General features: G+C 69.6%; 18 protein-coding genes. 9 read left to right on the forward strand and 9 right to left on the reverse strand.

What is annotated here, in order from left to right:
• Window positions 1-146: 146 nt before the first annotated feature.
• Window positions 147-530 carry a c-type cytochrome gene (locus tag ACP93_RS08410; RefSeq protein ID WP_048490255.1) on the forward strand — a complete coding sequence of 128 codons (384 nt, stop codon included), beginning with the start codon at window positions 147-149 and terminating at the stop codon, window positions 528-530.
• A gap of 7 nt (window positions 531-537) precedes the next feature.
• On the forward strand, window positions 538-999 hold the full coding sequence (locus tag ACP93_RS08415; RefSeq protein ID WP_048490256.1) for a c-type cytochrome: 462 nt from the start codon (window positions 538-540) through the stop codon (window positions 997-999).
• A gap of 445 nt (window positions 1,000-1,444) precedes the next feature.
• Here ACP93_RS08415 and ACP93_RS08420 read toward each other — a convergent pair whose 3' ends face one another.
• Complete coding sequence (locus ACP93_RS08420) at window positions 1,445-3,154, reverse strand: hypothetical protein (protein WP_048490257.1); 1,710 nt, start codon at window positions 3,152-3,154, stop codon at window positions 1,445-1,447.
• A 13-nt stretch (window positions 3,155-3,167) separates the two neighbouring features.
• Entirely contained in the window at window positions 3,168-3,764 is a 597-nt protein-coding gene (locus tag ACP93_RS08425; RefSeq protein WP_048490258.1) for an NfuA family Fe-S biogenesis protein, read from the reverse strand.
• 86 nt (window positions 3,765-3,850) lie between these two features.
• Between ACP93_RS08425 and ACP93_RS08430 the strand changes: the two genes are divergently transcribed.
• The 4 genes from ACP93_RS08430 (at window position 3,851) to ACP93_RS08445 (ending at window position 7,495) form a co-directional block, all read left to right on the forward strand.
• Window positions 3,851-4,192: a 4a-hydroxytetrahydrobiopterin dehydratase gene (locus tag ACP93_RS08430; protein WP_048490259.1), complete on the forward strand. Its 342-nt coding sequence runs from the start codon at window positions 3,851-3,853 to the stop codon at window positions 4,190-4,192.
• A 5-nt stretch (window positions 4,193-4,197) separates the two neighbouring features.
• Window positions 4,198-4,629 carry an energy transducer TonB gene (locus tag ACP93_RS08435; protein WP_048490301.1) on the forward strand — a complete coding sequence of 144 codons (432 nt, stop codon included), beginning with the start codon at window positions 4,198-4,200 and terminating at the stop codon, window positions 4,627-4,629.
• A gap of 85 nt (window positions 4,630-4,714) precedes the next feature.
• Window positions 4,715-5,536, forward strand: a complete 822-nt coding sequence (zupT, locus tag ACP93_RS08440) for a zinc transporter ZupT (RefSeq protein ID WP_048490260.1) — start codon at window positions 4,715-4,717, stop codon at window positions 5,534-5,536.
• Window positions 5,537-5,662: 126 nt separating this feature from the next.
• Window positions 5,663-7,495 carry a DUF3300 domain-containing protein gene (locus tag ACP93_RS08445; RefSeq protein WP_048490261.1) on the forward strand — a complete coding sequence of 611 codons (1,833 nt, stop codon included), beginning with the start codon at window positions 5,663-5,665 and terminating at the stop codon, window positions 7,493-7,495.
• 48 nt (window positions 7,496-7,543) lie between these two features.
• Here the strand turns inward: ACP93_RS08445 and ACP93_RS08450 are convergent, their stop codons facing one another.
• Window positions 7,544-8,533, reverse strand: coding sequence for an RluA family pseudouridine synthase (locus ACP93_RS08450; RefSeq protein WP_048490262.1), 990 nt, complete (start codon window positions 8,531-8,533; stop codon window positions 7,544-7,546).
• Between the two features lie 394 nt (window positions 8,534-8,927).
• Here ACP93_RS08450 and ACP93_RS08455 point away from each other — a divergent pair, with 394 nt between their 5' ends.
• A complete protein-coding gene (locus tag ACP93_RS08455; RefSeq protein ID WP_053069710.1) occupies window positions 8,928-12,494 on the forward strand; it encodes an Rne/Rng family ribonuclease in 3,567 nt (1,188 codons plus the stop codon).
• Window positions 12,495-13,104: 610 nt separating this feature from the next.
• On the opposite strand, the gene ACP93_RS08460 is transcribed toward ACP93_RS08455, so the two are convergent.
• Window positions 13,105-13,752: a response regulator gene (locus ACP93_RS08460; protein WP_026143418.1), complete on the reverse strand. Its 648-nt coding sequence runs from the start codon at window positions 13,750-13,752 to the stop codon at window positions 13,105-13,107.
• Between the two features lie 461 nt (window positions 13,753-14,213).
• Between ACP93_RS08460 and ACP93_RS08465 the strand changes: the two genes are divergently transcribed.
• On the forward strand, window positions 14,214-14,678 hold the full coding sequence (locus ACP93_RS08465) for a GNAT family N-acetyltransferase (protein WP_048490302.1): 465 nt from the start codon (window positions 14,214-14,216) through the stop codon (window positions 14,676-14,678).
• Window positions 14,679-14,727: 49 nt separating this feature from the next.
• Here the strand turns inward: ACP93_RS08465 and ACP93_RS08470 are convergent, their stop codons facing one another.
• Window positions 14,728-15,915 (reverse strand): DUF2252 family protein, encoded by a 1,188-nt coding sequence (locus ACP93_RS08470; RefSeq protein ID WP_048490264.1) that lies wholly within the window; start codon window positions 15,913-15,915, stop codon window positions 14,728-14,730.
• 350 nt (window positions 15,916-16,265) lie between these two features.
• Between ACP93_RS08470 and ACP93_RS08475 the strand changes: the two genes are divergently transcribed.
• Window positions 16,266-16,844: a DUF3617 domain-containing protein gene (locus ACP93_RS08475; RefSeq protein WP_228135979.1), complete on the forward strand. Its 579-nt coding sequence runs from the start codon at window positions 16,266-16,268 to the stop codon at window positions 16,842-16,844.
• Window positions 16,845-16,992: 148 nt separating this feature from the next.
• Here ACP93_RS08475 and ACP93_RS08480 read toward each other — a convergent pair whose 3' ends face one another.
• The 4 genes from ACP93_RS08480 to ACP93_RS08495 are packed head-to-tail and all read right to left on the reverse strand — an operon-like array spanning window position 16,993 to window position 20,005.
• Window positions 16,993-18,297: a hypothetical protein gene (locus tag ACP93_RS08480; protein ID WP_048490266.1), complete on the reverse strand. Its 1,305-nt coding sequence runs from the start codon at window positions 18,295-18,297 to the stop codon at window positions 16,993-16,995.
• Entirely contained in the window at window positions 18,290-18,883 is a 594-nt protein-coding gene (locus ACP93_RS08485) for a hypothetical protein (protein WP_228135980.1), read from the reverse strand. The genes ACP93_RS08480 and ACP93_RS08485 overlap by 8 nt, the downstream gene beginning before the upstream one ends.
• The gene (locus ACP93_RS08490) at window positions 18,870-19,445 is read right to left on the reverse strand and encodes a hypothetical protein (protein ID WP_048490267.1); all 576 of its coding nucleotides are present in this window, start codon (window positions 19,443-19,445) and stop codon (window positions 18,870-18,872) included. The genes ACP93_RS08485 and ACP93_RS08490 overlap by 14 nt, the downstream gene beginning before the upstream one ends.
• Window positions 19,442-20,005 carry a hypothetical protein gene (locus tag ACP93_RS08495; protein ID WP_048490268.1) on the reverse strand — a complete coding sequence of 188 codons (564 nt, stop codon included), beginning with the start codon at window positions 20,003-20,005 and terminating at the stop codon, window positions 19,442-19,444. The genes ACP93_RS08490 and ACP93_RS08495 overlap by 4 nt, the downstream gene beginning before the upstream one ends.
• Window positions 20,006-20,289 lie beyond the last annotated feature (284 nt).

Consider the following 20,289-nt stretch of genomic DNA (forward strand, 5'->3'; position numbering starts at 1 on the left):
CACCAATCGACGTCGCGTCGAATGCCCCAAAGGTCACGGGTCGCCCAGCGCCGCCAGTTTCGGAGCCGCGAAAGGTGAGGCTATACTCGGGCCGTTCCGTGTTCCCCCACGCCGGAACCCCAATCAGTCCTCCGGACCACGAAACCATGCGCACGCAGCCGCTAGCCGCTTGTTTTGCTCTGGCCGTACTCGTTTCTGTTGGGGCCGCCCCGGCCATGGCGCAGACCGCGCCGGCGCCCGCCGCTCCCGCCGCCGCAGCCGCGGCGCCCGCGCCCATTCAGGGCAACGCCGCCAACGGTCGGGTGCTCACCTACACCTGCCAGGGTTGCCATGGGGTCACCGGCTACAAGAACGCCTACCCCAGCTACCGCATCCCCAAGATTGGCGGGCAGTCGGCGCAGTACCTGACCCAGGCGCTGACCGAATACCGGCTCGGCAAGCGCAAGCATCCGACCATGCAGGCCCAGGCGGAAAGCTTCTCCGACCAGGAGATCGCCGACATCGCCGCTTTCCTGTCCACCCTCAAGTAGGCCTCCCATGCCGAACGCCGCGCACGCCTTGCGTCCCGCCCTCGTCCTGCTTGCCGCCCTGTGCCTGGGGGCCTGTTCGCAATCGCAGGTGGAATCCACCAGCAAATCCGCCGGCGATGCCGGCCACGGCAGCGGCGAGCACGGTTCCGGCTCCTCCGCCGGCCTGCCCGGCGGACGCATCGAGGCCGGCGACAAGTTGGCCCACGCCAAGGGCAAGGCCACCGGGCAGAGCTGCATCGACTGCCACGGCGCCGACGGCAATGCGCCGATCGACCCGACCTACCCCAAGCTCGGCGGCCAGTACGGCGACTACCTCGCGCACGCGCTGCAGGCCTACCGCGGCGGCACCCGCACGCATCCGCTGATGAGCCCGCAGGCGGCGCAGCTGAGCGACCAGGACATCGCCGACCTGGCGGCCTACTTCGGCTCGCGCAGCAGCCAGCTGCGCGATTTGCACGGCGTGAACTGAGCGCACCACGCGCAGGCGACCACGCATGCGGCATGACGCGCGGCCGCCTGCACCATAGTGCGCTGAGCAGCGGCGACGCGACTGTGCACAGGGCGCTCTGGATGCGCCACGGTAGACCCGTGGCGACCGCGCCGCCGCGTTAGAAGGCTGGGTAATCCTGTATCGCTCCGGCCCTATCCAACGACGTAAGGCACACACGTAGGAGCGGCTTCAGCCGCGACGGGGCTTTACCGGGAACGCCCGTCGCGGCTGAAGCCGCTCCTACGAAACAGCACGCCGTCCGCAACAGGTCGTTCGGAGTTGCCTTTCCGCCGCGACGCACTCTCGCTGGAAACGCCATGCCGGCTGAAGCCGCCCACGCAGAGCAGGCCGCGTCCCGTTCGCGTGTACTGAACGTTGGTGATGTGCGTCGCCCGCATGTCGGAGCAGGCGGGTATACCGTCGCTCAGCGGCTGCCGTTGTCTTCCTGCAATTCGCGCTTGAACGGCACGTTCGGCGGCGGCCGTGCGCCGGCCGGCTGTTCGTTGAGATTGGGGTCGGTGATGCCGCAGCCGCCGCCCACCTGCAGGATCGAGATCACGCAGGAAATGCTGCTGGTAGTGCCGGGGATCGGGATCTTCACCGACTTGATGCCGCGCCGCACCCACTCTTCCAGCAGGGTCGCGTTCGGCAGCCAGTACTTGTCGAACGAGGTCGGCCTGTAGTCGTACGGCGGACGCTTGAGCCATTCCCCGGCCTTTTCGATGCGCTCGCGCGTCCAGGTGTCGGTCTCGGAACCGGGCGCGCTGCGCGCCGGCGCCTGCTCGTTGCCGCGGCCATCGGCCAGGCGCACGCTGCCGTCGGCATTGAACAGGCCGCCGCCCTTGCTGGCGCCGGCACCGGCATCGCCGGGGCGGTTGCGGGCGGCCGCGCCCCAGTCGTCGCCGCGCTGTGGCGTGGCCCAGCCGCCATCGCGGGCGACCGGCGCCGGGCCGCTGCCCGGCGTCGCGGCCTGGCTGCCGGGCGGCGCGGTGCCGGCTGCAGGTGTGGTCGGCTTGGCAGTCGCGCTGGCCGCAGCGCCGGCAGCGGCGGCCGGTGCCGGCTGCGGGGTCGGCGCGCTCGCCGGCGTGGCGTCCGGGCTGGCAACCGGAGCAGTTGCCGGTGCCGGCGTGGTCGCGGTGGCGGGACTCGGCGTCGGCACTTCGATCTGCCGCACCTGCGGCGCCTCGGCACTGCGCAGCACCGGCGTCGACGCCGGGGTGCGCATCTGCGGTGCGGGAATCTGCACCTGCGGCAGCGGTGCCGGCACCTCGCGTTCGCGCACCTGCACCTGCTGCGGCGCGGCTGGGCGCGGCACCGCGATGTCGCGCGGGCGCAGCTGCGCCACGGTCGGCACGTCGGTGACCACCTCGACGTCGCGGACCGGCACCTGCACATCGGGCGGCACCACCGCGCGTGGTGTCGGCACCGGCACGCGCACGCTCGGTGGCGGCGGCAGCACGAAGTCGCGGGTGGGCGTCGGCGTTTCGGTCACCTGCAGCGGCTGCTCGGCCGGCGGCGGCGGCGGCGGCGGCGCGCTGGCCGCGGCCTGCGCCGGCACTGCCGGGGTCGGCTCCGCGGCAGGCGCCGGTGCTGCAGCGGCTGGCGGGGTCGGCCGCGCGGACGCGGCGCGCTGCGCGCGCGGCGGGGTCGGCGACGTCGCATCCGTAGACGCAGCCGCCTCGGCCGGCGCACCGCCACCGCTCTCGGCCGGCGTGCCGCGGCCGACGAATTCCACCTGCACGCGGCCAGCCTGGTCTGCGTCGGCGAGCGGCGGCAACCAGCGCACGAACGCCACCCACAGCAGGAACATCGCGAACAGCAGATGCAGCAGCAGGCTGAGCAGCACGGCCAGGCGCCGCCACCAGCGCTGGTCGTAGGGCGCCGGATCCCAGTGCTGCCACCACAGGCGGCGGAACGCCTGCCACAGCGGCAGCGCCGGCAGGCGCAGGGTCGCAACCGGCTGCGCCGGTGGCATCGCCGCGATCAGCTCGGGTGCGGCGAACGGACGCGGCATGGCAGGCTGCGCCGCGATCCAGTGCGCCCACGCGTACGGCAGGCCGGTGCGGCGGTCGCGCAGCAGCTTGCGCGGCGTGCGCGCCAACAACACATCGAGGATGTCGGCGGCGCGCGTCACCGGCAGCGGAACGTCAGGCGGCCGAATCGCGCGGAATGTAGGGAGCGCTGCCGCTGTCGTGGTCGGTGGCGTCGCGCACCGCGGTCACCCCCGGCACGCGGCCCATCAGCGTCTTCTCGATACCCTGCTTCAGGGTCACGTCGGCCATGCCGCAGCCGTGGCAGCCGCCGCCGAAGCGCAGCAGCACCACGCCATCGGCGGACACTTCCTGCACCGCCACGCGGCCGCCGTGCTGGGCCAGTTGCGGATTGACCTCGTTTTCCACCACCCAGCGCACCCGCTCCACCAGCGAGGCCGCCTCGCCCGGGGCTTCGCCCTTGATCTTCGGCGCCTTGATGGTGAGCTGCTGGCCGGTGCCCTGGGTGACGTAGTCGATTTCGGCGCCGTCGAGCCAGCCGACGCTGTCGGCCGCCACGTACAGGGTGAAGCCGGCGCAATCGATCGCCCATTCGTCGCCGGCCAGGTCCGCCGGCTCGGCGAACTCCAGCCGCGCATCGGCGCGTGGCGTACCGGCATCGACCGCGCTCAGGCGAACGCCCATGCCGGGCACGGCCTCGCGTTCGAGCAACTTGCGGAAATGGGTTTGCGCGTTGTCTGAGATCTGGATCATGCGGGTATTCTAGACCCTTCCACGCCTTGCGCTCGTCGCGGGCGGTATGTTGACCGGCCCTGTCCGTTCCACCGCAGAGACCCTCCATGAACGACCTGATCCCGCTCGCCCAGGCCCACTGCTCGCCCTGCAAGGGCAGCGAATACAAACTGACCCAGGCGCGCCTGGCCGAACTGCTGCCGCAGGTGCCCGGCTGGGACGTGGTGGAGAACGGCAACGCGATCAGCCGCACCTTCCGCTTCCCCGACTATTACCGCACCCTGGCCTTCGTCAACGCGCTGGCCTGGATCGCGCACCGCGAGGACCACCACCCCGACCTGGGCGTGCACTACGACCGCGTGGTGGTGCGCTACTCCACCCACGACGTCGGCGGCCTCAGCGAGAACGACTTCATCTGCGCCGCCAAGGCGTCCGCCCTTCCGGAATGATCCCGATGACCGCTACCGCCCGCCGTCTGCTCCCCCTGGCCTGCCTGAGCGCCGTGCTGCTCAGCGCCTGCGGCCAATCCCAGCAATCGCAGCAACACACCGTGGCGCAGCCGCCGACCGAGGTCGCCGCGGTGAAGACGCCGCCGCCGGACTACCCGATCGACGTGGCCTGCGCCGGACTCGGCGGCACCACGGTGCTGAAGGTGGTGGTCGGCGTGCAGGGCAAGCCGACCGAGGTGGACGTGGTTGCCGGCAGCGGCCAGGCCAAGCTGGACGCCTCGGCGCAGGAGGCCGTGCGCGGCTGGACCTTCAATCCCGCCACCCGCAACGGCCAGGCGGTGCCGTGGACCATCCAGGTGCCGGTCAACTTCAATCCGCCGCAGCCGCGCCCGGACCGTTGCTTCGCGCTGGACGCGCAGGCGCACAAGGCCGGCTGAGCCACGGGCGCGCACCGCGCGCCTTCACGCGACACCCGCACCGCGCCGGGTTTGATCGACGCCTCTTCCTCGGAGCCGCCGGCGCATGCTGGAGATCCCGCTGCACAATGTCCTGGTCGCGCTCGCCGTGACCCTCGGCGCCGGCCTGGCCACCGGCCTGGGCAGCGTACTGGTGTTGTTCAGCAAGGGGCCCAATCCACGCCTGCTCGCCTTCGGCCTGGCGTTCTCCGCCGGCGCGATGGTGTACGTGTCGCTGACCGAGATCCTCGGCAAGTCGATCGCCGCCTTCAGCGACGCCTTCGACCCGCGCCTGGGCCAGGCCTACGCCACCCTGGCGTTCCTGGCCGGCATGGTGCTGATCGTGACCATCGACCGCCTGGTACCCAATCCGCACGAAAGCCTCAACAGCCGCGATCCGCTGTTCCGCGACGACAACCGCGCCTACGTCAAGCGCGTCGGCCTGCTCACCGCGGTGGCGATCACCGCGCACAACTTCCCCGAGGGCCTGGCCACCTTCTTCGCGACGCTGGAGAGCCCGGCGGTGGGCATGCCGCTGGCCTTCGCCATCGCCGTGCACAACATCCCCGAGGGCATCGCCATCGCGGTGCCGGTGCATTACGCCACCGGGCGCAAGTCCTATGCCTTCGCCGCCAGCCTGCTGTCCGGCCTGGCCGAGCCGATCGGCGCGCTGATCGGCTACGTAGCGCTGGCGCGTTTCCTGTCCGATGCAGTGTTCGGCGCGGTATTCGGGCTGATCGCCGGGGTGATGGTGTTCCTGGCGCTGGACGAATTGCTGCCGGCGGCCAAGCGCTATGCGCAAGGACACGAAACGGTGTACGGCCTGGTCGCGGGCATGGCCACGCTGGCGCTCAGCCTGGTGCTGTTCCGGTTATCCGCGCCGCTCTGATGGCAGCGGCCGACGCCGGCTGAACGCGCGCTCGCTGGCCCGCGCGAGCACGCCGCGCAGAAAGGTCGCAGACACCAAAGGCGGCGCATGCTGCGGCCACCTTCGCCCCGCTCGATGAGGTGTCGCATGGAGTTCCGTCCCCTGCCCCCGGCCAGGCTGGCCCTGTTCACCGCGCTGAGCGTCGTGGCGCTGGGTGCCTGCCAGCGACAAGACACGCCATCCCCCGCAACCCAGGCCGATGCGACCGCCCCTGCCGCAGCGCCCGCGCCTGCGCCCTACGTGCCGCCCACCGCCGACCAGTTGTATCAACTGGTGGCGCCGATCGCCCTGTTCCCGGACAAGCTGCTGGCGCAGACCCTCGCCGCCTCGGTGTATCCGGACCAGGTGATGTCCGCGCAGGACTGGCTGCGCAACAACCGTACCCTTGCCGCCACCGACCGCTTGCAGGCGGCCGCGGCGCAGCCCTGGGACCCCAGCGTCAAGGCGCTGACCGCCTTCCCCGACGTGGTAGACCAGTTGGCCGGCAACGGCGACTGGACCCGCGCACTGGGCGATGCCTATGCCCACGATCCCAACCAGGTGCTGGACGCGGTGCAGGTGATGCGCCAGCGCGCGCAGGCGCAGGGCCACCTGCGCAGCACGCCGCAGCAGCGCGTGCAGGTCGTGCAGCGCACCGTGGTGGAACCGGCGCCGGCCCATGCCGACGCAGTGCCGCCGCCGACCCGCACCATCGTGATCGAACCGGCGCAGCCGGACGTGGTCTACGTGCCGCGCTACGACCCCGACGTGGTCTACGGCGCCCCGGTCAACGTCTACCGCGAGTACCGCTACCGTCCGCCACGCCCCTATTACGACACCGGCGACCTGGTCACGGCCGGCATCATTTCCTTCGGCGTCGGCGTACTCGTCGGCGACGCGCTCGAACACCATCACCACAGCGTGTTCGGCTGGCTGGAACCGGCACCGCCGTGGCACAGCTGGGGCTGGAACAACTGGGGGGTGAACTGGAACGCGCCGCCGTCGGCGCCGAACTACGTGGTCTACCGCAACAGCGTGTACGCGCCGCGCACCACCATCATCAACAACCACTACGACAACCGCAGCTACGTGCACAACGACTACCGCGGTGCGCCGCCGCCGGCCGCACCGATGAGTGGACCGGGCGGTCAGCAGGCCTTCGCCGCCGCACATGCGCCGGGCGCCGCGTTTGCCGCTGCGGCGATGGGCGCGCGTGCTCCTGCCGCGGCGTTCGGGCCGGCCCGCGCGCAGCCGCCGGCGCTGCCGCAGACCATGCCGCACTTCACCAACCAGATGCTGCAGGCCGGCCGCCCGGTGGCGGCGATGGCACCGCCGGTGCAGCGCCCGCCGGCCCCGGGCACCCCGGCGGCCATGGCCGCCGCGCGCGACCCGCGTCTGCTGCCCGGCTTCGCCCAGCATGTTCCGGCAGCGCAACGCACCGTGGCGATGGCCCAGCCGAACGCGCTACGCGCAGCGCCGGCGATGCCGGTCCCGCAGTTCCATGGTCGGCCGGTCCCGCAGGCGCTGACGCCCACACCGGTGCCGCGCGAGGCGACCGCCAATCGTGGCGGCATGCCGGAAGCGCGCTTCGCCGAACCGCCGCGGCACGGCGACCCGGGCATGCAACCCTCCGGCTTCGCCCGCGAGATGGCACGCACGCAACCGCCGCGAGAGGCAATGCCGACCGAAGCCCCACGCGCGCAGGCCTGGCATGCGCCGGCACCCGAGCGCGAAGCGCGCGCGCCGCAGATGCCGCGCGAGGCAATGCGTGCGCCGATGCCGGAACCACGCCAGGAGCAGCAGCGCCAGGAGCAGCGCGTGGCCCGGTTCTCGCCACCGCCGCGCATGCCTCAGCAGCGCCCGGCCGAGTCGCATCCGGCACAACGGCCGGCCCCCGCCCACCACGACGGACGCCACGATCACGACCATCACGACAGTTGAGCGCGATATCGGGGGCGGCCGCGCGATGCCGCTCCCGGCGCGTCCGCCTCAGCCGAGGCGGTTCAGCGCCTCGGCCAGTTCGTCGGCCAGCGGCGCGTTCAATAAATAAGGTGTCTTGCCGTCGTCCAGGCTGAACTCCAGCGAGGCGGCATGCAGGAACAGGCGCTTGAGCCCGATCTGCTCGCGCAGGCGCTTGTTGACCGCCGGATCGCCGTACTTGTCGTCGCCGGCGACCGGATGCCCCAGGTGCTGCGCGTGCACGCGGATCTGGTGGGTGCGGCCGGTCTCGATCCGCACCTCGCAATAGGAATGTCCGCCGCGCCGCTCCAGCACCCGGAAGTGGCTCAGCGACGGCTTGCCCGCCGCGTTCACCTGCACGTGGCGCTCGCCGCCCTGGCGCAGGCCGATGTGCAGCGGCGCGTCCACGCTCATGGTGCCGTCGGGCATGCGCCCGACCAGCAGGGTCAGATAGCGCTTGCTGATGCCGCGGCCCTGGACCCGGTCGTCCTCGCGCATCAGCGCCTGCAGCTCGGTCAGCGCCGAGCGCTTCTTGGCCACGATCAACAGGCCGGAAGTGTCGCGGTCGAGCCGGTGCACCAGCTCCAGCGATTGATTGGGACGCAGCGCACGCAGCGTCTCGATGGCGCCGAAACTGATCCCGCTGCCGCCGTGGCTGGCGACGCCCGACGGCTTGTTCAGCGCCAGCAGCCGCGCGTCCTCGTAGACGATCGCCGCCTCCAGCCGGGCCATGAAGGCGTCCGGCGGCGCGCTCTTCTCGCCTTCTTCGGCCAGCCGCACCGGCGGAATGCGCACCTCGTCGCCGGCTTCGAGCTTGCGCTCGGCCTTGGTGCGGCCGCCGTTGACCCGCACCTGGCCGCTGCGCATCAGCTTGTAGATCAGGCTGCGCGGGGCGCCCTTGAGCTGGCCGAGCAGGAAATTGTCTACGCGCTGTCCGGCCCTGTCTTCCGGGACCTTGAGAATGCGCACCGCGCTGGTCGCGACATCGCGCGGCTTTGGAGGGATCGGGGGGGAAGTCATCAGGCAGTTTATTCTGTTACACTCGGGGGGCGAGATAAGGGTTTGATTTCGTTGGAAGTTAGTTGAGGGCCAGAAGCCCGGCTTACGACGATTCCGGCACAGTGCGCGACCACCGCCCCCGGGGCGGCCATGTTAGCGGCTCACCGGCCTGCCCGGCCATCGCCGGATGCCGCAAGCGTCCGCGCTGAACATGCCCCGTGCGGCGCCCAGCCTGGCTGGAGTCGCCGCCGGTCCTGAACCACCTAAAAGCAAAAAGCGCTCCCGCGGCTCGCCGTGGTGTCGTAGCGCTGGAAACCCAAGACGCCCACCCCGCGCCTGCGCGATGGGCGACGAAGCGTGACCAGAAGCGAAACCCCATGGCGTTCCGCGCGGTAGCAGCGCGAGGAACGCAACAATGAAGCGAATGCTGATCAACGCCACGCAGGCAGAAGAACTGCGTGTGGCCATCGTGGACGGCCAGACCCTGTACGACATCGACATCGAGCAGCCGTCCAAGGAACAGAAGAAGTCCAACATCTACAAGGGCCGCATCACCCGGCTCGAGCCCTCGCTGGAAGCGGCCTTCGTCGAATACGGCGGCGAGCGCCACGGTTTCCTGCCGCTGAAGGAAATCTCCCGCGATTACTTCCAGGCCGGCGTCGACCACAACAAGGCGACGATCCGCGAACTGCTGCGCGAGGGCCAGGAAGTCGTGGTCCAGGTCGACAAGGAAGAGCGCGGCAACAAGGGCGCTGCCCTGACCACGTTCATCTCTCTGGCCGGCCGCTACATGGTGCTGATGCCGAACTCGCCCAGCGCCGGCGGCGTCTCGCGCCGGATCGAAGGCGAGGACCGCGCCGCGCTGAAGGAAGCGCTGGACAAGCTGAACATCCCCGACGACATGGGCGTAATCATCCGCACCGCCGGCGTCGGCCGCGATGCCGAAGAGCTGCAGTGGGACCTGGACTACCTGCTGCAGGTGTGGAAGTCGATCGCCGAGGCGGCGCTGGCCAAGCCGGCGCCGTTCCTGATCTACCAGGAATCGCGGCTGATCATCCGCGCCCTGCGCGACTACCTGCGCGCCGACATCGGCGAGATCCTGGTCGACACCGCCGAGATGTACGGCGACGCCCAGGAGTTCATGCAGCAGGTGATGCCGCAGAGCCTGCGCAAGCTCAAGCACTACACCGACGACATCCCGCTGTTCAACCGCTTCCAGATCGAATCGCAGATCGAGGCCGCCTACGAGCGCAGCGTGCGCCTGCCGTCCGGCGGTTCGATCGTGGTCGACCAGACCGAGGCGCTGACCGCGGTGGACGTCAACTCCTCGCGCGCCACCAAGGGCAGCGACATCGAGGACACCGCGTTCCAGACCAACCTGGAGGCGGCCGAAGAGGTCGCGCGCCAGCTGCGCCTGCGCGACCTCGGCGGCCTGGTGGTCATCGACTTCATCGACATGGCCTCCAACAAGCACCAGCGCGAGGTCGAGAACCGCCTGCAGAACGCGCTCAAGTACGACCGCGCGCGGGTGCAGATCGGCCGCATCTCGCGCTTCGGCCTGCTGGAGATGAGCCGCCAGCGCCTGCGTCCGTCGCTGGGCGAATCCAGCCAGATCGTCTGCCCGCGCTGCGACGGCCACGGCCGCATGCGCAGCGTCGAGTCGCTGTCGCTGTCGATCATCCGCGTCGCCGAAGAGCACGCGATGAAGGAGAACACCGGACAGGTGCTGGTGCAGGCCCCGGTGGAGATCGCCAACTACCTGCTCAACGAGAAGCGCCGCGCGCTCAGCGAGATCGAGAAGCGCCACGACGCGCCGATCGTGATCGTCGCCGACGAGCAGTTGCACACCCCGCACTACGAAGTGACCCGCCTGCGCGAGAACGAGCTGGGCGAGGAAAGCACCAAGCCCAGCTACCAGCGCGGCACCCCGCGCAAGCTGCCGGTGCATGCCCTGACCAAGGCGCAGTTGAACATCCCGGCGCCTGCGGTGACCAATGTGAAGCACTCGCAGCCGGCCCCGGTGCGCGAAGTGGTCGAAGAACCGGTCGCCGCGCCGGCACCGGCCCCGGTCGTCGCGCCGGCACCGGTCGCACCGCCGGCCACCGGCGTGGTCGGCTGGCTGAAGCGCATCTTCGGCGCTGGCGACAGCCCGGCCCCGGCCCCGGCCGCCGCCGAGCCGGCACAGCGCCAGCGCCCGCAGGACGGCAACCGCAACCGCAACGACCGTGGCGATCGTAACGACCGCAATGCGCGCCGCGACGGCAACCGCAACGGCGGCCAGGGCGGCAATGCCGCGCGTGGCAACGGCAACAACGGCGGCGGCAACGCGCGCCGCGATGAGCGCCGCAACGGCAACGGCAACGGCGCTGCCGCGCCGGCCGGGCAGCAGAACCCGCAGCCTAAGGCACCGCGCAACGAGCAGGCCGCGCAGCAGGCCAAGCCGCAGCCGCAGCCGCAGACGCAGACGCCCAAGCCACCGAAGCAGCAGCAGCAGCCGCAGAACCCGCCGCGCCAGCCGAAGCCGCAGCAGGAACCGGCACAGGCCGCCGCGCAGGGCGACAAGCCGCAGCGTCAGCCGCGTGCCGAGGAGGCCGTCGCCAAGCAGCCGGCCGCGCCTGTCGCCACCGCACCGGTGACGCCGGCACAGGACGCCACCACCCTGGCCGCCGCCGCGGTTGCCGGTGGCGCGATCGCCGCGTCGCAGGAACCTGCAGCAGCTGTCGACGCTGCAGCCGCAGCACCGGTGCAGCCGGCGCAGACCGCGGCAGCAGCGAGCATTGATGAACGCGAAAGCGCCGCCGAAACCGCGCAGGCCGTGCCCGCCGGCGAAGGCGCCGAGGGCGAGGACGGTACCGGCGACGCCGGCGGCCGCCGCCGCCGTGGCCGTCGCGGTGGCCGCCGCCGCCGCCGTGGCAATGGCGAAGCCGGTGCTGCCGGCGATGCCGCCGGTCTGGACGATGCCGACCTGGATGCCGGCGACAGCGACGGCGAAAGCGCGCCCGCGCCGAGCCGCAGCCAGCCGGAGTTCGACTTCGACGACGACGGTGCCACCGATGCACCCGCGCCCAAGCCGCCCGTGCAGGAGAAGCGCGAGCCGCAGGAAAAGCGCGAGCGCCGTGAGCGTCCTGCTGCCGTCAGTGCCCCGGCACCGGCCGACGACGCAGCCCAGGCCCCCGCGCCGATCGCCGCCGACCCCGTGCCTGCGCCGGCCACCGCACCGATGCAGCCGGCCGCCCCTGCCGACGCCGTGACCGCATCGCCTGCGCCGGCCACTGCAGCCCAGGGCGTCAGCGATGCCGCCGTGGCTCACGCCGACACCGTGGTGGCTGCGGAACCCGCGGCACCGGCAGCGGTTGCAGAGACCACGCCGGTTGCGCAGCAGACCGGCGCCACCGAGGGCGCTGCTGCGCCGGCCGAGCGTGCAACGACACCGTCCGCCACGCCGGCCGTGTCGCAGCCGCAACCGCAGGCAGTCACCACCGCCGTCGAGCAACCGACTGCCACCGCCGCCAAGGCGCCGGTCGCGGAGCCGGACGCTGCGGATACCGCGACCACGGTCGAGGATCCGGCGGGCGTCACCGCGCCGGCGGCAGCTGCCGTCATTCCGCCGAGCGCAGCGCCGGCCGTCACCGCCGCGCCCACCGCTTCCGTGGAGCCGCGTGCGGAAGAAGCTGCCCCGGCCAAGCCGGCCTACGCACCGGTGCAGACCACCTTGCTCGACGCCTTCGCCGAGGCACCGGCGCAGGCATCGCACCATGGTGAAGCAGCGGCCGCAGCGTCGACCAAGGCCGCATCGGCCATGCCGGCAAGCGATGACACCGCAACGTCCGTCGCTACTCCGGCGACGCCGGCGCAGGCGGAGATCGCGGCTGCGGACGAGGCAGCGCGGAAGCAACGTGCTGCTGCCGCGGCGCAATCCGCAACGCCTGCGCCACATGTCGCGGACAAGGCCGACGGCGACGAGCACAAGGATCGCAGCTGATCCACGCTCCCGTCGCAGCATGAAAGAAGCGGCCTTCGGGCCGCTTTTTTTCTTGTAGGCACCCTTGAAGCGCGTCCATCGCTGCGGCTCAAGACGATCGTCTGCACGCGTACTGTTTTCGCGCGTCCCGTTCGGCGCAGCAGCAGGGGCTTCAAAAGCCACGGCAAAACTGGCTTTGCCGTGGCTCAACGAGATACACCCTCACCCCGTAGGAGCGGCTTCAGCCGCGACAGACGTCAACGGTAGGGCTGTCGCGGCTGAAGCCGCTCCTACGAAAACACCCGATGAGTGCAGTACGTGCTGCGCGGAACGCGGCGACCGAAGTGTCTTGAAGGCACCCCAACACATGCACGTCCTCGTGGTTGTGCGCTCGCTGCAGTCGTGAGTGATGCATCCGCGCAGAGCACTCCCTGCTCCACTGCTTTCGCCAAGTGACGCCGCAGTGGCACCCAACCATTCCGACCGCGGCACTCACGAGCGCCTAGGACATCGACAACGCCGGTGCGCGGTCGCTATTTGATCAAGCAGCCGCGAAAAGATCTTTTCCTTCGCCCGCACAACGCAAGAGCGGCCCGAAGGCCGCTCTCGTGTCGGTCGACAGGCGCCACCGCTACAGCGGGTGCGTCGGATCCAGCAAGCCGTACTGCGTGGCCAGGCGCGCCAGGGCGATGTTGTCCTGGATGCCGACCTTTTCGAACAGCCGCGCCTTGTGCGTGTTGACGGTCTTGGCGCTGAGGCTCAGGCGCTTGGCGATGTCTTCCTGGCGCAGGCCGCGGGTCAGCAGCAGGGCCACTTCCAGTTCGCGCGGCGACAACGCATCGAATGGCGAACCGCCGCCTTCCAGATTGGCCAGCGCCAGGTTCTGCGCGATGTTGGCGCCGAGATAGCGCTTGCCCATCGCCACGTCGCGGACCGCGCGCAGCAATTCCTGCGCGTCGCCGGCCTTGCCGACGTAGCCGGACGCACCGGCTTCCAGCAGGCGCTTTGGCAACGGGCCGTCTTCCAGCACCGAGACGATGATGACCTTGGTGCCGTGGTCGCCCTTGACGATGCGCTCGGTGACTTCCAGCCCGCTGACGCCGGGCATGTGCAGATCGCACAGGACGATGTCCGGCTTCAGTTGCCGGATCTGCGGGAGTGCATTTTCGCCGCTGTCGGCCTCGCCGACGATCTCGATATCCGTTTGATTCGACAGGATCAGCTTCATGCCCGTCCGGACAAGAGCGTGATCATCGACCAGAAAAACCCTGATGGCCATCTCGTATAACCCCAACGCAGCGGATACCGCACCATCCAGACTATCTGCGTGAATTATTCAGGGCAATACGAATTCGTAGACAAACGACGACGCTTCACGGAGTGCTCATCTGCACCTCGCGAAACGTCATCGTGTCGTCATGAAAACCCTGCCGAGCTTACTCAAGGCTCGGCACGCAGGGTCGAGTGACCTGCCAGCGCTCTCCCCGTGAGGCGCGCGACGGTCCCTGCGTCAGGCCGAGGCCAGTATGCTGGCATGAGTGGGAAAGCGTTATCAGGACAATCCTGATCTCACGTCAGAATTATCTGACCCTCCCCCTTCCCGCTTCCGGACACCACCCCGCTGCGGATCCCGGACAGGCCTGGCGAAATTTTCCGACAACGCGTTCGGAAATGGCCGATGCGGTAGGCCCAACCCGACGCAACCACGACTTGATCGGGCGTCTGCGGCACACTGCACAGGTGAATACCGTCCGTCCGTATGCCGCGCAGGACCACGCCGCCTGCCTGGCGCTGTTCGACAGCAACGTCCCGCAGTTCTTCGCTCGCAGTGAACGCACCGACTTCGAACGCTTCTTGGAGCACGACGCCGACGCCTGGCACTACCTGGCCATCGTCCGCGCGGGCGCGGTCGTGGCCTGCGGCGGCCACGCGCTGAGCGCCGACGGCCGCGTCGCCAGCTTCGGCTGGGGCATGGTCGACCGCCGCCTGCATCGGCAGGGCCTGGGCCGTGCCTTGACCGAGGCGCGGCTCGACGCCTGCCGGCGCAGGGCCGGCGTGGCGCGGATCGAACTGGACACCAGCCAGCACACCCAGGCGTTCTATGCGCGCTTCGGCTTCGTCGTCGAACGCGTGGTCGCGAACGGCTACGGCCCGGGCTTGGATCGCTGGGACATGGCGCTGGACCTGGACCGCGCGCGCGGCTGAAACGGATCGCGACGCGGCGCCAGTCTGTCACTACTCGCGGCCACTGCCGTCAGGCGGCCAGCGCGTAGCGGCGACAATGTTCGAGATAGCCCGCTTCGTGATGGCCGGCGAGCGCGACCACGCTCTCCCACAGCCACGACGGCGTATCGATGGCCTTGCGCCGGTCGGCGTCCAGCAGCTTCAGCCATGCGACGCGCGTTTTGGGCTTCATCTGCCGCGCATGTGCCTTGCCGACGACGAAGGCGAGATAGCGCGCCGAGCGCACCGCCTCGACGTGATTGAACTGGTCGACTTCCAGTTTCAGGTCGCGCGGCGAGAGTTCGCGAATGAACAGCGAACGGCCCAGCAGATGCACCGGCAGCATCCTGCTGCCCAGGTACGGCGACAGCGCACGCGCCGCGGCGGTCACGCGTTCGGCGTTGTCGGCCGGCATGCGTGCATCGGGGGCCGCCGGCGCGATCGGTGCGATCGCCTCCTTCAGATCGACCAGCGCGTAGGACCAGTGGCCCTTGCCGGTCTTCAAGGCGACGATCGCCGCATAGCGCAGCAGACCCAGCGAACTGCAGCCCTTCATCCAGTAGGCCGCATCGACCAGGCGCACCTCGCGGTCCTTGGGCTTCCCCTTCAGCGACAGCACCATCTGCGCCACCGCCGGATCGGCGAACAGCCGTTCCAGCGCCTCGTGTTCTTCCGGCGCCAACGCCCAGAACTTCTCGCCCAACGGGATGCGCGGCTCCACTGCCTGCAGACGCTCCTTGGCCAGATGGCGCCAGCGCCGGCCGAAGGCCTCGCGGCGGATGCTGCGCACGGTCTCGGGTTCGGCGCCGGGGTGATCGCGCGTCGGATCCTCGATGGCGGCGCCATAACCGTCGATCATCGCCTCCATCATCCGCGCCGTGGTGACGCCGGGCAGATCCGAGCCGCGCGCCGCGGTGGCGAGCGACAAGCCCAGGCGGATGAGATCGTGCGCGGGATTGCCGATCACGCCCTGATCGAGGTCGCGGATCTGGATCTCGATATGTCCCTCGCCGTCGGCGACCGGGCCCAGGTTGCCGAGATGACAGTCGCCGCAGATCCAGATCGCCGGCCCCATCGGCACGCGCCGCGCCGCCGGCGACGCTGCCAGCCATTCGTAGAACTTGAGGGTATTGCCGCGGACGTAGGCGTGGGCGGAGCGGGCCATCTTCAAGGTGCGCTTGCGTTCGAGGATGACGGGGCGTTCGGCGAGACTGGGCATCGAGGTACGAACCTGGAGCAGATGGCGTGGGGGTCACGCGCGGCGGCGCAGACGCTAGCAGAGCCCAACGCAATGGTCCGTGCACGGCAGGTGCGGTCCGAACGTGCTCCGCTATCGCCGGAATCGCACGGCGTTGCCCGTGTGCGGCCATACCTTGGCGTCACGTGATTGCGCGGGGTTTCTCCCTCCTCGCCAGCCGCAGAGCAAGCCTGCGACGATCTGCCCTCATCTTTCCCTGGCGCCGGCCTTATGGCCAGGCACCGACCGGCGGCGAGCGCCGGACGTCCACGTGATCTTAATCACGCACCCGGCTATGCTCCGCGCACTTCACATAACTTAGGGAGAAGTTCATGCGTCTGACCATGCCGGCAACGCTTGCTGTGTGTGTGCTGCTCGCCGCCTGCAGCAAGGGCGGCGACAAGAATGGCGACAACGTCGCGATGTCCAACGCCTCGGTCGCCGACGTGGCCAAGGTGCAGGCGGCCAAGCTGCAGCCCGGTCAATGGGAGATGCGGATCGAGCAGGTGAGCAGCGAGACCACCGGCGGCTCCGGCAACATGCCGCAGATGCCGAAGGTGCCGCCGAGCACCGCCAAGGTGTGCCTCACCGCCGAACAGATCAACGACCCCGCCAGCCTCTTCGGCAGTGCCTCGCCGATGCAGAAGAACTGCGTGTACGACACCTTCAGCATGAAGGACGGAAAGATCGACGCGAAGATGCATTGCACGATGGGCGACATCAAGGTCGCGGGCACCAGCACCGGCACCTTCAGCGCCACCGAAATGGCCTCCGAATCGCATTCCGAGATCACCGGCCTGCCCGGCGGCATGTCGATGAAGACGCACATGAAGATGGACGGCAAGCGCCTGGGTGAGTGCCAGCCGGGCGACATCAAGGCGGGCGACACCAAGGCGCCGGCCGCTGGCTGATCCTCCGGGTTTCGACGGCGCCGACCAGAACGCGTCGCCTGATGCCCTGTTCCGCAGCGCCGCGATGTTCAGTCATCGCGGCGCTTTTCTTTGCGCCTTTGCAACCCACAACCGGTGGCGCCGCGAAGACGGCGCAATACGCGCCGGACTACTTCAATGCCCGCCAGCTCCGCCCGGCACGGAAGGCACGCTCCAGCGTCGCTGCAAGCAGGCAGATCTTCAGCGTCTGCGGCAGGATGCCGTCGCCGGGATCGCTGGGCGTACCCAGCACCACCGACAGCTGATTGGCGATCGCCTGCCACACCACCTGCGGGTGGGGGCCGATCAGCCGGGTCAGACCCATCCAGGCCCAGGCCGAGGCCCAGTCCAGGGCGCGATAGAGCACGATCAGGGTGACCAGCGCCGCCAACCCGGTGGCACCGGCCAGTTGCACGCTATTGGCGGCGGCGCGATAGCGCGAGACAGTGCCGGCCCAGAAATGGCCGATGAAGTCGCGCAACCAGGTCGGCAGTTTCCGCCACAGCCCGAGCGTGCCATCGACCTTGCTCGACCACTTGGCGGGCGCGTTCAATGCGGCGTTGTGCACGTCATAGCGGTAGATCAACGCGGCCAGCGCCAGCCAGACCACCGGCAACAAGGCCGAGAAGAAGATCACCACCAGCGTGTCCGCCACGCCGGGCGGCGCCTGCTCCACCGCGCCCGGCAGCGCGGCATGGGCGACGCCGATCGGATGGCTGATGCCCTGCCACAGTTGCTGGCCGAGATCGGCGATGCGCAGATGCGCCAGCCAGCGGAACACCCCGCCCTTCCATTCGGTGAGCACGTACATGCCGACGAAGGTCCAGCCGGCTTCGCACAGCACGATCAGCACGTTCCAGGCCGGATGCGCGCTGCGCTGCTTTTGTTTCTTCGCAGCGCGCCGGATCAGCCACAGCAGCGCCACCGACGCCACCAGCCACCAGCCGCCCGACACCTCGAACAATGAACCGCGGTAGGTCGGGTCGAACGGATTGAACTGCCCCAACCCCTCGCGCCCGTAGGCGCGAATTGTCTCGCCGAGGAAGCCCCAGGCGGCGTAGTAGGCGAAGAACGGCACCAGCGCCTGCGAGACGATCGCCGACAGGCGGCGCCAGCGCGCCCTGCCTTCGTCCTCTGCTGCCGTCGCGTCGGCCTGTTCGGCCAGCGCCGCACTGGCGATCCCCGGCAAGGCCGGGCGCAGCGTCTCGAACAGCAGCACGAAGATCACCAGCTTGACCAGCACCACCAGCGTCAGCGACAGCAAGCCAGCGAGCCGGTTCTGGTAGCCGATCCACACCGCGGCCTGCAGCAGCAGTTCGTTGAGCAACACGCCGGCCAGTGCCACGGCGAGCAGTTGCGGCATGTAGCGGACCCACAGCCGCAGCGTGTCGCCGATCAGCCCCAGCGGCCCGCCACGCAGCGCCAACTCAGTCATGAGCTTGCTCCCGCGCGAAACGCAAATAGTGGGGGCGACCGCCGTGCGTGCTCACGGTGAGTTGCAGCTGCGCGGCCACCGCACGCGGCACCAGGTAATAGCCGTCGATCGCCAACGGCACGCCTGGCTTGGCCGTGGACACGGCCAACCCATCACAGGCGACGCCGGGCGACTCGCCCGGCTTGGCCAGGGCACGCTGCAACAGGTCCGGCACGGTGTCGATGGCGGACCAGGAACGACCTGTGCCGTCGACCAGCTTGAGCGCGCAATCGCTCCACTGCGCGCCGGAAGCGCCCGGCACCAGCGTCAGCCGCGTACGCACGAACGTGCGATCGGCGGGCAGTCCTGCCTCGAACGGCAGCACATCGACCGACGCAAGCCGAACGGCGGCACCGTCGTAGTCCACGGTCTGCGCCATCGCCACATCCACCGGCCACCATTCGCGCGCATGCAGCAACTCCCGCGCGTCGCGCCAGCCGGTCGCGGCCATCGTGCACGGCACCAGCACGACCAGCGCCGCAAGCGCGAGCCAGCGCATGCGCCGCTCGGAAACGGCCGGGGCCACGTCGCGGTCAGAGGCGTGCATGCAGCGCATCCAGATCGAGCACGTCCACCGGAGACCCGGCAGGGATTGGCGGATAGCGCACCAGTGCCTCGGCCGTCAGCTGCGGATCTCGGTCTTCCGACAGCACCAACGTGCCGCCTGCCCGGGCGAGCGCGGACGGCAACTCGAAGACCAGCACATCCTTGCGTTCCAGCCCGGGTTGCAGCGTCTTGATCGACGACAGCACTGCATCGCCCATCTCCGCGCGGCCGCTGGCGCGGTAGCGGCGGCCGTCGGGCGTCGCCCAGACCCGGCCGTACACGCGCGCGGTCGCGCGCGCGACCTTCGACCGCACCGGCACCACCAGCCACACCCCGCCGCTGTCGCGCTGCTGCAGCGCGCCCGCCGCCTTGAAACGGAGCGTGCGCGCGAGTTGCGGCGTCCCGGCGTTCACGGCCAGATTGTCGGTCTGCACCCAACTACCAGGCGCTCCGGATACCGGAATCGGGCCGGTGATGCGCTCGTAGCGCGGCATCGTCCAGCGCATGCCGGCAAGCAGCACGAAGCCGAGCAGCAGGATCGCGATGGCGGCCAGCCGCTTCACGGTTCACCCGCCTGTGCGCCGGCACGCGACACACCAAGCGGCAACTCCACGACCCCGACCGGATGCGGATCGGTCCACAGCGGCTGCGCATAGAGATTGTCGAAGGCCTTGAAGGTCCTGGCGGTGACGTCGAAGCGCACACGCGCCGCCGACTGCTCCGTCGCCGGATAGGTCCAGACCAGGGCGATCTGCTCCGGCAGGCCCGGCTGCAATTCGGTGGTCGCCGCGCGATCGCGCAAGAGATACGCCGTCGGCCGCGCATCGGCCCCGCGCGGCGGCGTCTTCAACGCCACCGCCTGCACCAGCGAGCCGCTGGTCTGCGTGGTGCGGTTGGTCGCCTGCAGATACAGCACGATCGCCTTGCGACCATCGCGCGACACCACCTCGCCATTCGGCAGTTGGTCGCTGGTCTCTACGTGGTCGAAGCGCAGCGACCATTCGCCGGCGGCGACGTCCTTCCCGGCCTGCAGCGCGGGCGGCACCGGCACCTCCTTGGCCTCGAACAAGCCGATGCCCCACCCCACCACGATCGCGGCAATGCCACCGATCCCGGCCAGCATCCGTGTCCGCCACTGTCCTAGAGACGTTTTGCTCGCCAAACCGGGTGACCCTTCTGGAAGCTCGGCCGGAACGTAGCATTCGCTTACAAAAAGATGCAACCTACAACCTCGATCCACAATAGACCTGACCAGGCATCTGCAGCCACGTGCGAAAATCCGTTGTGTTGTACGGCGTCATAGCCATGTCATTTCATACCCACTTTAACGCAGTTGCTAGGTGCTTTACTAAATAGGCTCAGGCTCAACCCCTTAAGAGATGCGGCACTAATAACCTTAAATTTTTG

It is taken from the genome of Xanthomonas sp. NCPPB 1128, from assembly GCF_001043115.1.
Lineage (GTDB): Bacteria > Pseudomonadota > Gammaproteobacteria > Xanthomonadales > Xanthomonadaceae > Xanthomonas_A.

Bases quoted from the DNA above. Each gene is read 5' to 3' on its own strand.
- ACP93_RS08455 (WP_053069710.1), top strand. From the start codon at position 8,928: ATGAAGCGAATGCTGATCAACGCCACGCAGGCAGAAGAACTGCGTGTG.
- ACP93_RS08430 (WP_048490259.1), top strand. From the start codon at position 3,851: ATGAACGACCTGATCCCGCTCGCCCAGGCCCACTGCTCGCCCTGCAAG.
- ACP93_RS08445 (WP_048490261.1), top strand. From the start codon at position 5,663: ATGGAGTTCCGTCCCCTGCCCCCGGCCAGGCTGGCCCTGTTCACCGCG.
- ACP93_RS08485 (WP_228135980.1), bottom strand. From the start codon at position 18,883: ATGCACGCCTCTGACCGCGACGTGGCCCCGGCCGTTTCCGAGCGGCGC.
- ACP93_RS08435 (WP_048490301.1), top strand. From the start codon at position 4,198: ATGACCGCTACCGCCCGCCGTCTGCTCCCCCTGGCCTGCCTGAGCGCC.
- ACP93_RS08425 (WP_048490258.1), bottom strand. From the start codon at position 3,764: ATGATCCAGATCTCAGACAACGCGCAAACCCATTTCCGCAAGTTGCTC.
- ACP93_RS08415 (WP_048490256.1), top strand. From the start codon at position 538: ATGCCGAACGCCGCGCACGCCTTGCGTCCCGCCCTCGTCCTGCTTGCC.
- ACP93_RS08475 (WP_228135979.1), top strand. From the start codon at position 16,266: ATGCGTCTGACCATGCCGGCAACGCTTGCTGTGTGTGTGCTGCTCGCC.
- zupT (WP_048490260.1), top strand. From the start codon at position 4,715: ATGCTGGAGATCCCGCTGCACAATGTCCTGGTCGCGCTCGCCGTGACC.
- ACP93_RS08460 (WP_026143418.1), bottom strand. From the start codon at position 13,752: ATGGCCATCAGGGTTTTTCTGGTCGATGATCACGCTCTTGTCCGGACG.
- ACP93_RS08495 (WP_048490268.1), bottom strand. From the start codon at position 20,005: ATGCTGGCCGGGATCGGTGGCATTGCCGCGATCGTGGTGGGGTGGGGC.
- ACP93_RS08410 (WP_048490255.1), top strand. From the start codon at position 147: ATGCGCACGCAGCCGCTAGCCGCTTGTTTTGCTCTGGCCGTACTCGTT.
- ACP93_RS08480 (WP_048490266.1), bottom strand. From the start codon at position 18,297: ATGACTGAGTTGGCGCTGCGTGGCGGGCCGCTGGGGCTGATCGGCGAC.
- ACP93_RS08470 (WP_048490264.1), bottom strand. From the start codon at position 15,915: ATGCCCAGTCTCGCCGAACGCCCCGTCATCCTCGAACGCAAGCGCACC.
- ACP93_RS08450 (WP_048490262.1), bottom strand. From the start codon at position 8,533: ATGACTTCCCCCCCGATCCCTCCAAAGCCGCGCGATGTCGCGACCAGC.